This is a genomic window from Streptomyces sp. NPDC049813 (genome assembly GCF_044465085.1).
In the GTDB taxonomy this organism is placed as follows: domain Bacteria; phylum Actinomycetota; class Actinomycetes; order Streptomycetales; family Streptomycetaceae; genus Streptomyces.
Window position 1 is genome coordinate 264,081 of the sequence record NZ_JBITLI010000008.1, and the last position, 12,526, is coordinate 276,606.

A 12,526-nucleotide genomic window follows, 5' to 3' on the forward strand; every position below is an offset into this window, starting at 1 on the left:
CGATCACCGGCCCTGTAGGTTCTGCCGCATGGAGGAGCTCGACCGACAGATCGTGCAGCTGCTCGTCAAGGACGGGCGGATGAGCTACACCGACCTGGGCAAGGCCACCGGCCTGTCCACGTCGGCCGTGCACCAGCGGGTGCGCCGCCTCGAACAGCGCGGCGTGATCCGCGGGTACGCCGCCGTCGTCGACCCCGAGGCGGTGGGGCTGCCGCTGACCGCGTTCATCTCGGTGAAGCCGTTCGACCCGAGCGCCCCCGACGACATCGCCGAGCGGCTCGCTGGCGTCCCCGAGATCGAGGCCTGCCACAGCGTGGCGGGCGAGGAGAACTACATCCTGAAGGTGCGGGTGGAGACCCCGCACGAACTGGAGAACCTGCTGGCCCGGGTGCGCTCCCTGGCCGGTGTGTCGACCCGTACGACCGTCGTCCTGTCGACCCCCTACGAGGCGCGGCCGCCGCGCATCTGAGCCCGGCTCCCGCCGCCCGGCGGGACGGGGAGACAAAAGGGACCCCGGCGGCCCCGCGGAGCACCCGGCGCGGGAGACTGTCCTCCATGAGCACGCCCTCCAGCACCCGCACCGTCCTCCTGAGGCGCGGCGAGGTCCACAGCCCCGCCGACCCCTTCGCCACCGCGATGGTGGTGGAAGCAGGACACGTCGCGTGGGTCGGTTCGGAAGGCGCGGCCGACGCCTTCGCGGACGGCGTCGACGAGGTCGTCGACCTCGACGGCGCCCTGGTCACCCCGGCGTTCACCGATGCGCACGTGCACACCACGTCGACCGGTCTCGCCCTCACCGGCCTCGACCTCACCGCCGCGCGCTCCCGCGCCGACGCCCTCACTCTCGTACGGCAGTTCGCCGCGGCCCGCCCCACCGACCGGGTCCTGCTCGGCCACGGCTGGGACGCGGCCCGCTGGCCCGACGACCGCCCGCCCTCGCGCGCCGAGCTCGACGAGGCCACCGGCGGCCGGCCCCTCTACCTCTCCCGCATCGACGTGCACTCCGCCGTCGTGAGCACCGCCCTGCTCGCTCTGGTCCCCGGGGTCGGCGACCGGCCCGGCTTCGCCCCGGACGGGCCCCTGACGCGCGACGCCCACCATGCCGTCCGCGCCGCCGCCCTCGGCGCGGTGGGCCCGCAGCAGCGCACCGAGGCCCAGCGCGCGGCCCTGCGCCACGCCGCGTCCCTCGGCATCGGCTCGCTCCACGAGTGCGGCGGCCCCGACATCTCCTCCGAGGACGACTTCACCGGCCTGCTCGACCTGGCCCGCTCCGAGCCGGGCCCGCGCGTCGCCGGGTACTGGGCCGACCGGGACATCGAGCGGGTCCGCGCCCTCGGCGCCCTCGGCGCGGCCGGGGACCTGTTCGTGGACGGCGCCCTCGGCTCGCACACGGCCTGCCTGCACGCGCCGTACGAGGACGCGCCCCACACCGGGACCGCCTACCTGTCGGCCGAGGACGTCGCCGCCCATGTCGCCGCCTGCACCGAAGCGGGCCTCCAGGCCGGTTTCCACGCCATCGGCGACGCCGCCGTGAGCGCGGTCGTCGAGGGCCTGCGCGCCGCCGCCGACAAGGTCGGCCTCGCGCGCGTGCGCGCCGCCCGGCACCGCGTCGAACACGCGGAGATGCTGACGCCCGAAACGGTCGCGGCCTTCGCCGAGTTCGCCCTCACCGCGTCCGTGCAGCCCGCCTTCGACGCGCTGTGGGGCGGCGAGGAAGGCATGTACGCCGACCGCCTCGGCGCCGAGCGGGCGCGCACGCTCAACCCGTACGCGGCCCTGCTGCGGGCCGGCGTCCCCCTCGCCTTCGGCTCCGACAGCCCGGTCACCCCGCTGGACCCCTGGGGCACCGTCCGCGCCGCCGCGTTCCACCGCACGCCCGGACACCGGGTCTCCGTGCGCGCCGCCTTCACCGCCCACACGCGCGGGGGCTGGCGTGCCGTCGGCCGCGACGACGCCGGCGTCCTCGTGCCCGGCGCCCCCGCGGACTACGCCGTCTGGCGCACCGACGAGCTGGTCGTGCAGGCCCCCGACGACCGTGTGGCCCGCTGGTCGACGGACCCGCGCTCCGGCACCCCCGGCCTGCCGGATCTCTCGCCCGGCGCCCAACTCCCCGTCTGCCTGCGGACGGTGGTCTTCGGACAGCCGGTCTTCGTACGGCCGGACGAGTGATGTACCGGGGCGGCGCGCAACCGATCCCGGCCCCGTTCCCTCCCGTACGACCTGCGAATCCTCGGCCCTGACCAGGCGTCTTCTCAAAGAGGTGCAGGTCAAACGGCTGTTGACAGACCGCCGCCGTCGGCGGGTAGGTTCGGCCGGGTCCACCACCTGTCGTACGACCGGCCGAACCAGGCAGTCGTAGAACGCAGACCGGCGCCCGCGCCACGGGGTGCCGGAACGTTCCGGCCGGTCGGCGAGGTGCGACCCGGGTGGGGCCCGGACGTTCAGTAGACAACGGCTTTCGGTCGACCCGCAGCCAGCGGGCCCCAGGTCGGCCCGAAGGACGTCCGGCCCCGATCCGCAGTGTCGGTGCGACGTGCGCCGCTCGCTAAGCTGTCCCCCTGTGTACTGAAGTTCTAAGGGGAAGCTGTGAGAGACGGCGGCGGGCGCGGGTTCGGCCCTCTGGGTACGGCCTTGGTGATCATTCCGACCTATGACGAGGCGGAGAACATCACGTCCATCGTCGGCCGCGTCCGGGCCGCGGTGCCCGCGGCCCACGTGCTGGTCGCCGACGACAACAGCCCCGACGGCACCGGCAAGCTCGCCGACGAGCTGGCCGCGGCCGACGACCAGGTCCATGTGCTGCACCGGACCGGCAAGGAAGGCCTCGGGGCCGCCTACCTCGCCGGCTTCGCCTGGGGCCTGGAGCGGGGGTACGGGGTCCTCGTCGAGATGGACGCCGACGGCTCCCACCAGCCCGAGGAGCTGCCCCGGCTGCTCACCGCGCTCCAGGGCGCGGACCTCGTCCTCGGCTCGCGCTGGGTGCCGGGCGGGCGCGTGGTGAACTGGCCCCGATCCCGCCAGCTCCTCTCCCGCGGCGGCTCCACGTACTCACGCCTCCTGCTGGACGTCCCGATCCGCGACGTCACCGGCGGCTTCCGCGCGTTCCGCCGCGAGACCCTCGAAGGCCTCGGCCTGGACGAGGTCGCCTCGCAGGGGTACTGCTTCCAGGTCGACCTGGCGCGCCGGGCCGTGAAGGCCGGCTACCGCGTGGTCGAGGTCCCCATCACCTTCGTCGAGCGCGAGCTGGGCGATTCCAAGATGAGCAAGGACATCGTCGTGGAGGCCCTGTGGCGGGTCACCACGTGGGGCGTGGGGGAGCGCGTGGGCAAGATCCTCGGCCGGCCCCGCGAAGACCCCGCCCGGCCGCCCGTGAGGCCCTCCTGATCCCCTGCTTACGCCACGTGGACGTGTCCCCAGGCACACTGGGGACATGACCACTGGCACACCGCCCCGCAATCAGCCCGCCGGGGCCCGGCGCTCCCGGGTCCGCACGTTCCTCCCGCTCGCCCTCGCGGCGTGGGTGGTGCTGGAGATCTGGTTGCTCACGGTGGTGGCGGGCGCCGTCGGCGGCTTCACCCTGTGCCTGCTCCTGGTGGCGGCCTTCGTGCTCGGTGCCGTCGTGATCAAGGCGGCCGGGCGCCGCGCCTTCCAGAACCTCAGCGAGACGCTCCAGCGCGGTCAGCCGGGCGCCGTGGAGCAGGGCGAGCAGCGCCCCCAGGGCAACGGGCTGCTGATGCTGGCCGGCCTGCTCCTGATGATCCCCGGGTTCGTCTCGGACGCCTTCGGCCTGCTGCTGCTCGTCCCGCCGGTCCGCGCGGCGCTGAGCCGGTCCACCGAGCGGGCCGTCCAGCGCCGGATGAGCGCGGCGACCCAGGGCGCGTTCGGTACCGCGTTCCAGCAGGCCCGGCGGGACCGCCCGGGCGGCAGCACCGTCATCCAGGGCGAGGTCGTCAGGGAGGACGAGCGCCCGGCCGGCCGCCATGACGGCACGGACCCGCGCCCGCCGATCATGCCGTCGTAGGCCCGCCGCGGTGCACAGGTCATCGGCACTCGGCACAGCAAGAGGTGCAGGGGCCATCGGCACCCGCGGTGCACAGCAAGAACGGCCGGGGCCGGACACACGGTGGTGTGTCCGGCCCCGGCCGTCTCACGTAATGCCGAGTCCGTCGGTCAGGCCGACTTGCGGCTGTCCCTCGGGTGGACCGCGATGTTCATCGCGCCCGAACGCAGGACCGCCAGGCGCTCCTCGAGGACCTCTTCGAGCTCCTCGCGGGTGCGCCGCTCCATCAGCATGTCCCAATGCGTACGGGCCGGCTTGGCCTTCTTCTCCTCAGGGCCGTCACCGTCCACGAGGAGTGCCTGGGCCCCGCAGACCTTGCACTCCCACTCCGGCGGAATCTCGGCCTCCACCGAGAAGGGCATCTCGAAGCGATGTCCCTTCTCGCATGCGTACTCCACGGCCTGGCGCGGAGCCAGGTCGATACCGCGGTCCGTCTCGTAGCTCGTCACCACGAGGCGTGTACCGCGAAGAGCTCGCTCACTCATGAATCGTGCCTCCCGGGCTTGTCGCCCACAGGACAGGTGTCGCTGTCGTCGTCATCCGGTCAACGTCCGGTCGGCGGTAAAGATTCCCGTTCCGGGACATGCGTCGCCGTCGTAGCCGCCCCTTGTTGTACCCACCGACGCCCGGTTTGTCACATCTGACACCAGATGTCACCTAGCGTCTCGCATTCTTGACGTGCAGTAACGGTACGCCCGGCAGGCCAACCGCGTACACTACCGGCCTTTGCCCTCAGGTGCTAAATCCGGGCCGGTACGGGATTCCCCGCGTCGCGCACCGCCTGCCGCACCGGAACCCGGGCGAGCAGGACGAAACCGAGTACGAAGAAGACCACCAGGGACACGATCGCGTCCCGGTAGCTCCCGGTCAGCTGGTAGGCGAGCCCGAACACCAGGGGCCCCAGCCAGCTCATGCCCCGGTCGCTCATCTCGTACGCGGAGAAGTACTCCGCCTCCTTCCCGGCCGGTACCAGATGCGAGAACAGTGACCTTGACAGGGCCTGAGTACCCCCGAGAACGAGGCCGATACCCACCGCCAGGGTGAAGAACCACGGTGCCGACCCCTTCGGCAGGAAGTACCCCGCCCCGATCGTCACGGTCCACGCCACGAGAGAGCCGAGGATCGTGCGCCGGGAGCCGAAGGCGCGGGCCAGCCGGCCCATCGCCAGCGCCCCGGCCACCGCGAGGACCTGCACGAGCAGCACCGCCACGATGAGGGTCGACTGCCCCAGGCCCAGTTCCTCGGAGCCGTACACCGAGGCCTGCGAGATCACCGTCTGGACCCCGTCGTTGTAGACGAGATAGGCGAGCAGGAAGGAGAGCGTCAGCGGGTAGCGGCGCATGCCCTTCATGGTGGCCACGAACTGGCGAAGCCCCGGCGCCGTCGCGCCGGGCGCGCGCGTCGGCCGCCGGTCGCGCAGACGGCGTAGGGGCACCAGGGTGAACGCGCCCCACCACACCCCCGCCGAGGCCAGACACAGCCGCACCGCCGTCGACTCCGAGACACCGAAGGTGTCGTGGGACGTGTACAGCCACAGGTTCGCCATGAGGACGAGGGCGCCCGCCGCGTAGCCGAAGGCCCATCCCCGTGAGGAGACGGCGTCGCGCTCCTCCGGGGGCGCGATCTGCGGCAAGTAGGAGTTGTAGAGCACCATCGAGACGGCCAGCGCTGCATTGGCGACCACCAGGAGAGCGCCCCCGAGCAGATAACGCTCGCCGTCCAGGAAGAACATGCCCGCCGTCGCCGCCGCGCCTATGTAGGCGGCCGTCGCGAGCAGCGGCTTCTTGCGGCCGGTGCGGTCGGCCGCGGCGCCCGCGAGCGGCATCACGACGATCGCCACGATCACTGAGAGGGAGACCGTGTAGGCGAAGAAGGAGCCCGCGCGGACGGGAACGCCGAGCGGGTGCACGAAGCCGTCCTCGTCGGCCGCCGCCTTCGCGACCGAGGTCAGGTACGGGCCGAGGAACACCGTCAGGACGCTCGTCGAGTAGACCGAACAGGCCCAGTCGTAGAAGTACCAGCCGCGCTGCTCGCGCCGGCGCTCGGCGCGGGCGGTCGCCTCCGGCGCCACCCCGCCCACGGTGTCGGTCCCCACCCGTGTCCCCTTGTGTTTCCTTGTGTTCCCCGTGCCCCGGCACTGCGCGGCCGCTCTCAGGCCCAGGCGCCCCGGTCCACGAGGACCTCGCGCAGCGTCTCGATGTGATCGGAAACTATGCCATCGACGCCGAGGTCGAGCAGCCGCCGCATCTCGGCCTCGTCGTTGACCGTCCAGACGTGGACCTGCGTCCCGCGCGCGTGGGCCGCCCGCACGAAGCGGCGGTCGACGACCCGGATCCCGTACTGCGCCACCGGCACCTGGACGCAGACGGCGGAGCGGCGCAGCGCGGCCGGCACCCCGTACGAGCGCAGGCGCAGGCCGACCACCCCGGCGGTGCCGTACGACGTGGCGAGGCGCGGGCCCGCGAGCGCCTGGGCGCGGGCGACGCGCGGCTCCGAGAACGAGCCGACGCAGACGCGGTCCCACGCGCGCGTGCGGCCCAACAGGTCCAGCAGGGGGAGCAGCGCGGGCTCCGCCTTCACGTCGACGTTCCAGCGCACGTCGGGGAAGGTCTCCAGCAGTTCTTCGAAGAGCGGCACCGGTTCGCTGCCCGCCACGCGCGCGTGGTGTACCTCGTCCCAGGGAAGGTCGGCGATCGCTCCGCTGCCGTCCGTGACCCGGTCGAGCGTCGCGTCGTGGAAGGCGACGAGGCGCCCGTCGGCGGTGCAGTGCACGTCGGTCTCGATGTAGCGGTAGCCGAGGCCGACGGCGCGGCGGAAGGCGGCGACGGTGTTCTCCAGGCCGTCGGCAGCCCCGCCGCGGTGGGCGAGGGCGAGCGGCCCGGCGTGGTCGAGGTAGGGATGGCGTACGGGGTCGGTCACGGTCGCAGTATGGCCCGCCCCGGCGCGGGGCCCGCCACCGCGGCAGGAGCCGCGGCCGGCGCGGGGACGGCGAAGACCCGCAGGAAGAACTGGGCCAGCGGGCCGATGGCCAGGGCGTACACCACCGTGCCCACCCCGATGGTGCCGCCCAGCAGGAAGCCGGTGACGACCACCACGACCTCGACGACCGTGCGCATGAGACGGATCGAGCGGCCGGTGCGCCGGTGCAGGCCGGTCATGAGGCCGTCGCGCGGTCCGGGGCCGAACCGGGCCGCTATGTAGAGACCGGTCGCGACTCCGTTGAGCACGATCCCGGCGGCCAGCAGCGGAACGCGCACTCCGTAGGTGTGCACGGGCGGCACGAGGGCGAGCGTGGCATCCATGGCGAGGCCGACGACGAAGACGTTCGAGACCGTCCCGAGCCCCGGGCGCTGCCGCAGCGGGATCCACAGCAGCAGCACGATCGCGCCCACGATGATCGACACGACGCCGATGGAGATGCCCGTCAGCTCGGCGAGGCCCTGATGCAGGACGCCCCACGGCTCCAGGCCGAGCCCGGCCGCCACGAGGAGCCCCGAACTGACCCCGAACAGGGCGAGTCCTCCGTACAGCTGGAGGAGCCGCCGCACGAGGCGGCCGCCGGACGGGGTGGGCGTCGACGCGGACAAGGATTCCCCCAGTGGTGATGGTGGCCTGACACATGACACTGTGTGGCTCCGGTATCGACGCCAACCATGGCCAATTCCGGAAAGGTGGACTGGTTCGCATGGCTCAGTGGACTTCGGCGATGGGTTCGACGCAGCTCGCCCGGCTGCTCACCTCCCAGCAGTCACGTCCCGTGGGGTCGGCGGGCCGCCGTCCGCCCGCCTACCGCGCCCTCGCCGACGGTATCCGGCTGCTCGTCCTGGAGGGCCGCGTCCCGGTCGCCGCCCGGCTGCCCGCCGAACGCGAACTGGCGCAGGCCCTCTCGGTGAGCCGCACCACGGTCGCCGCCGCCTACGAGGCCCTGCGCGGCGAGGGGTTCCTGGAGTCCCGCAGGGGTGCGGGCAGCTGGACCGCCGTGCCCGCGGGCAACCCGCTTCCGGCCCGCGGCCTCGAACCGCTGCCGCCCGAGGCCCTCGGCTCGATGATCGACCTCGGCACGGCGGCCCTGCCCGCCCCCGAACCCTGGCTGACCCGCGCCGTCCAGGGCGCCCTGGAGGAACTCGCTCCCTACGCCCACACGCACGGCGACTATCCGGCGGGCCTGCCCGCGCTGCGCGCGATGATCGCCGAGCGCTACACCGCCCACGGGATCGCGACCATGCCCGAACAGATCATGGTCACCACCGGCGCGATGGGCGCCATCGACGCGATCTGCCACCTCTTCGCGGGCCGCGGCGAACGGGTCGCCGTCGAGTCGCCCAGCTACGCCAACATCCTCCAGCTCATGCGCGAGGCCGGGCTGCGGCTCGTCCCCGTCGCCATGGCCGACGCCCTGACCGGCTGGGACCTCGACCGGTGGCGGCAGGTCCTGCGCGAGGCCGCGCCCCGGCTCGCCTATGTCGTCGCCGACTTCCACAACCCGACCGGGGCCCTCGCCGACGAGGGGCAGCGCCGCGCCCTGGTCGACGCCGCCCGGTCGGCCGGCACGGTCCTCGTCGTCGACGAGACCATGACCGAGCTGCACTTCGACCCGGACCACGCGATGCCGCGCCGGGTCTGCGCCTTCGACCCCGGCGGCTCGACCGTGATCACCGTCGGCTCGGCGAGCAAGGCGTTCTGGGCGGGCATGCGGATCGGCTGGGTGCGGGCCGCCCCGGACGTGATCCGCAGCCTGGTCGCCGCGCGCGCCTACGCGGATCTGGGCACGCCGGTGCTGGAACAGCTGGCGGTCAACTGGCTGCTGAGCACCGGGGGCTGGGAGGAGGCGGTGCAGCTCCGCCGCGACCAGGCCCGGGAGAACCGGGACGCGCTCGTCGCGGCGGTCCGGCGGGAGCTGCCCTCCTGGGAGTTCGACGTGCCCGACGGCGGGCTCACCTTGTGGGTGAAGGCGGGCGGTCTGTCGGGCTCACGGCTCGCGGAGGTCGGCGAGCGGGTGGGGGTTCGGGTGCCGTCCGGGCCGCGGTTCGGAGTCGACGGTGCCTTCGAGGGCTATGTGCGGTTGCCGTTCACGGTGGGCGGCGCCGTCGCCCACGAGGCGGCCACGCGCCTTGCGGCGGCGGTCCGGCTGGTCAGCGAGGGCCGCGTCACCGGCGGCGACGTCCCTCGCACCCTGATCGCCTGACGCCCCTGACCCGGCCGTCACCACGGCTACCGCTCGGCGAGCGCCTCGACGCCGGTCGGAACGGTCTCCGGGGTGTGGACGGCGTCCGCGGGGACGGTTTCCGGTACGAGGGGCTCCTGCGGGGGCGCGGCGGGTTCGGCCGGGGGCGCCTGGGGGATGTGCGGGTCCGGCGGGGCCGTTTGCGGGGTGGGGTTTTTGGCCGGGGCCGGGGCCGGGGCCGCGGTGGTGGTCGGTGTGGCGGCCTGTGGCGTGGCGGCCTCGGCCGTGGCGGCGTCCGGCGTGGCGGCCTGCGGCGTGGCGGTCTCGGGCGTGGCGGCCTGCGGCGTGGCGACCTCCGGCGTGACGTCCTCGGGCGGGGTCGTCCCCCGGGTCGGTGACCCCGGCGGGATCGCCTCAGGGGCGCCGTCCGACGCGGCGGCCGGCCCTGCTTCGGCCGGAGCGTTCGGGGCGTCCCCGGCCGGCTCAGGCGCGGCGGGAGTGCGCTGTGCGTCCCCGGTCGATGCGTGCGCGGCGGGGGCGCTCTGTGTGTCACCGCTCGGCTCCTGCGCGGCCGGGGTCGCCGCGCGCGACCGAGCCGGTGTCGTAGCGGGCGGCGTCGTGGCGGCCGGTGCCGTGGCGGCCGGCGTCGTGGGGGCCGGTGCCGTAGCGGGCGGTGTTGTGGGGGCCGGTGTCGTCCGGTCCGGGAGCAGGGCGATGACCGCCTGCCGGTGCGCCTCGCTCGTCGCGTCGTCGTACGGGTCCGGGGTGGCCGGCACCTGGAGGCGGTGGACGTCCCCGGTGCCGAGGCGGGCGTAGCCGCGGCCCGGCGGGACGTCGGTGGTGGGGGTCGTGCGGGGCAGGGCGCCCAGGACGTCCCGCAGCTCCGCGGGCGTGGCCGGACCGAGCACCACGCGCGCGCGGGTGTGCTGGCCGACCGACTCGTCGAGCGCGGCAAGCGCGTCGAACTGCTCCGCGACGGCGACCGTCACGCCCGCCGCGCGCCCGTGCCGCAGCGGGACCTGGAGCAGGGTCTGCGGGTCGGTGCGGCCGTCCGCCGCCGCGAGGTGGCCGAGGGCGGTGGGCCGGTCGAGCAGGAGCCACAGCGGCCGCTTGATGTCGTCCGGGGCGGGGTGCCCGGCCTGCCGGGCCCGGTTCGCGGCGATCAGCCGCCGCTCCGTCTCGTGCGCGGCCCACTCCAGGCTGGCGAGGGCGCCGCCGAGGCCGGACTCGACGCTGAGGACACCGGCCCGCCCGACGAGGCACGCGTAGTCACCGGTGCCGCTGCCCTCGATGACGAGGACGTCGCCGTGCTGGAGGGCCTGGAGCGCGATCGAGCGCAGCAGGGAGCTGGTGCCGCTGCCGGGCTGGCCGACGATCAGCAGATGGGGCTCGGTGGAGCGGATACCGGTGCGCCAGACGACGGGCGGCACGTCGCGCTGCTCCTCGCCGTCCATGACGGGCAGGGTGCGCTGCACACCGGTCTCGTCGGTGAAGCCGAGGACGGTCTCGCCGGGGGACGTGACGAACCGCTGGGCCGCGATGTCGGTGGGCAGCGGATCGAGGACCGTCACCGTCAGGTGGTTGGCCTCCTCGTCCCACCCGAAGTGGTACTCGCGGCCGCGCCCCAGCTTGGCGTCGAGCAACTGCTCGATGCGGGCCCGGGACTCGGCCTCACCGTCGGTGAAGTAGGCGGGATAGCGGATGGAGAGCCGCCCGAAGCGGCCGTCGCCGTCGAAGTCGTAGGCCTCGAAGGCCTTCTCCCACTCCCCGCCGTGGGCGTACAGGGGGCTGGGATCCTCCGGGACGGAGAAGTACGGGACGAGCGCTTCGTAGAGCGAGGACAGCCGCTGGACCTGCGACTCGTCGGGACCGCTCGGTTCCTCCTGCTTGGGGTCGCGCCCCTTCCACGCGGCCGCCGCCATCAGCGTGACGAAGGCCAGCAGCGGCCCGTACGGGAGGAACACCATGACCAGGACCACCGCGCCGACCAGGAAGAGCAGCGGTCCGCGCCGGTCCTTGGGCGTCTCGACCCACCTGCGCCGCCCGGCGGCCACCAGGCGGCGCAGTCCTCGGGTGATCGTGATGAGCGGATGAAGGACGTCGGTGGCGCTGTCGGCGGCCGTCCGTGCCATTTCCCGGCTTCGGGCGATCGAGGCGCTGCCGTTGCTCAGAATGCGGGGGAGGGGGCGCCTGGCCACGTCGGTCTCCTGGGGTGGGTGCGGGTGGGTGGACCGTCAGAACTTGATCCCGCCGAGCAGGCTGGCCAGGCTCGCGCCGCCCGCCTTGATGCTCGGGGCGATGGCCGTACCCGCCAGGTAGAAGCCGAGAAGGGCGCAGACCAGTGCGTGCGAGGCCTTGAGGCCGTCCTTGCGGAAGAACAAGAAGACGATGATGCCGAGCAGCACGACGCCCGAGATGGACAGGATCATGAGGTTCTCCTGGTTGATGCGGGGACAGTCACCATGAGTTCTTCCAGGCTCACAGCATGTATCCATACGACAAAAGGTGCAAATGGGTGGCATTTTGTGGTTTTCACCCATTCGGCAGGCGGCTGGTGAGCCGCGCCGCCGCGACCCCTCGCCGGGGCGCCGGTCCGCAACTGGTGGTGATCTTTGCCACGCCGGGGTCCGCTCATGTACTCCGGTGGGCAGTACTCTGTCGATTCACTCGTACGGCCGCACGGTCGTACCTGCACGTATGTGAAAGGCGGTCCGGCCGATGAGCGAAGCCCCCGACCCGGAGGTCGTGGAGCTGGCCACCAAGATCTTCGACCTGGCCCGCAGGGGCGAGACCGAGGCGCTCGTGGGCTATGTGGACGCGGGTGTTCCGGCCAACCTCACCAATGACCGCGGCGACACGCTCGTCATGCTGGCCGCCTACCACGGCCACGCGGAGGCGGTCCGCGCGCTGCTCGCGCGCGGGGCCGACGCCAACCGCGCCAACGACAAGGGTCAGACCCCGCTCGCGGGCGCGGTCTTCAAGGGCGAGGAAGGCGTGATCCGGGCGCTCCTCGACGGGCACGCCGACCCCGCGGCGGGCACGCCGTCGGCCGTCGACACGGCCCGCATGTTCGGCCGGACGGAGCTCGTCGAGCTCTTCGGTGCTTCCTGACGCACCGGCTCTGACCAGGCAGTACGGGGGTGCCGGAAATGTGGTCGCGGCGGGCAGAACCGCTGGGTCATGATGACGGCGTGATTTACGGACGCGACGGTGGGGCAGGTGGTGCCCACGTGCCGCGCGGTCCGTGAACGGCCCGCACCGGGCCTTGGACGAGAGGCAGAGAGATGGTCTACAGCAAGCAG

Annotated in this window: 12 protein-coding genes; 6 read left to right on the plus strand and 6 right to left on the minus strand. The window is 73.3% G+C overall.

Annotation, left to right across the window (positions count from 1 at the left end):
* The first annotated feature begins 28 nt into the window (after window positions 1–28).
* The 4 genes from ACIBW6_RS19195 (at window position 29) to fxsA (ending at window position 4,021) form a co-directional block, all read left to right on the plus strand.
* Entirely contained in the window at window positions 29–469 is a 441-nt protein-coding gene (locus ACIBW6_RS19195; protein ID WP_324767677.1) for an Lrp/AsnC family transcriptional regulator, read from the plus strand.
* An 86-nt stretch (window positions 470–555) separates the two neighbouring features.
* A complete protein-coding gene (locus ACIBW6_RS19200) occupies window positions 556–2,169 on the plus strand; it encodes an amidohydrolase (RefSeq protein ID WP_399060993.1) in 1,614 nt (537 codons plus the stop codon).
* A 417-nt stretch (window positions 2,170–2,586) separates the two neighbouring features.
* Window positions 2,587–3,384 (plus strand): polyprenol monophosphomannose synthase, encoded by a 798-nt coding sequence (locus ACIBW6_RS19205; protein WP_399060996.1) that lies wholly within the window; start codon window positions 2,587–2,589, stop codon window positions 3,382–3,384.
* Window positions 3,385–3,430: 46 nt separating this feature from the next.
* Window positions 3,431–4,021, plus strand: coding sequence for an FxsA family membrane protein (gene fxsA / locus ACIBW6_RS19210; RefSeq protein ID WP_399060998.1), 591 nt, complete (start codon window positions 3,431–3,433; stop codon window positions 4,019–4,021).
* A 149-nt stretch (window positions 4,022–4,170) separates the two neighbouring features.
* On the opposite strand, the gene ACIBW6_RS19215 is transcribed toward fxsA, so the two are convergent.
* From ACIBW6_RS19215 to ACIBW6_RS19230, 4 genes are all read right to left on the minus strand, one after another.
* Entirely contained in the window at window positions 4,171–4,545 is a 375-nt protein-coding gene (locus tag ACIBW6_RS19215) for an RNA polymerase-binding protein RbpA (protein WP_003977404.1), read from the minus strand.
* 254 nt (window positions 4,546–4,799) lie between these two features.
* Entirely contained in the window at window positions 4,800–6,155 is a 1,356-nt protein-coding gene (locus ACIBW6_RS19220) for an MFS transporter (RefSeq protein WP_399061000.1), read from the minus strand.
* A 56-nt stretch (window positions 6,156–6,211) separates the two neighbouring features.
* The gene (locus ACIBW6_RS19225; protein ID WP_399061002.1) at window positions 6,212–6,979 is read right to left on the minus strand and encodes a glycerophosphodiester phosphodiesterase; all 768 of its coding nucleotides are present in this window, start codon (window positions 6,977–6,979) and stop codon (window positions 6,212–6,214) included.
* Window positions 6,976–7,647, minus strand: coding sequence for a YitT family protein (locus ACIBW6_RS19230; RefSeq protein ID WP_399061004.1), 672 nt, complete (start codon window positions 7,645–7,647; stop codon window positions 6,976–6,978). The genes ACIBW6_RS19225 and ACIBW6_RS19230 overlap by 4 nt, the downstream gene beginning before the upstream one ends.
* A gap of 98 nt (window positions 7,648–7,745) precedes the next feature.
* Between ACIBW6_RS19230 and ACIBW6_RS19235 the strand changes: the two genes are divergently transcribed.
* Window positions 7,746–9,245 (plus strand): PLP-dependent aminotransferase family protein, encoded by a 1,500-nt coding sequence (locus tag ACIBW6_RS19235; protein WP_399061006.1) that lies wholly within the window; start codon window positions 7,746–7,748, stop codon window positions 9,243–9,245.
* Between the two features lie 26 nt (window positions 9,246–9,271).
* Here ACIBW6_RS19235 and ACIBW6_RS19240 read toward each other — a convergent pair whose 3' ends face one another.
* Both ACIBW6_RS19240 and ACIBW6_RS19245 read right to left on the minus strand, forming a co-directional pair.
* Window positions 9,272–11,422 (minus strand): hypothetical protein, encoded by a 2,151-nt coding sequence (locus tag ACIBW6_RS19240; RefSeq protein WP_399061008.1) that lies wholly within the window; start codon window positions 11,420–11,422, stop codon window positions 9,272–9,274.
* Between the two features lie 36 nt (window positions 11,423–11,458).
* Window positions 11,459–11,653 carry a hypothetical protein gene (locus ACIBW6_RS19245; protein ID WP_324767692.1) on the minus strand — a complete coding sequence of 65 codons (195 nt, stop codon included), beginning with the start codon at window positions 11,651–11,653 and terminating at the stop codon, window positions 11,459–11,461.
* A gap of 289 nt (window positions 11,654–11,942) precedes the next feature.
* On the opposite strand from ACIBW6_RS19245, the gene ACIBW6_RS19250 reads away from it, so the two are divergent.
* Window positions 11,943–12,335: an ankyrin repeat domain-containing protein gene (locus ACIBW6_RS19250; protein WP_399061010.1), complete on the plus strand. Its 393-nt coding sequence runs from the start codon at window positions 11,943–11,945 to the stop codon at window positions 12,333–12,335.
* Window positions 12,336–12,526 lie beyond the last annotated feature (191 nt).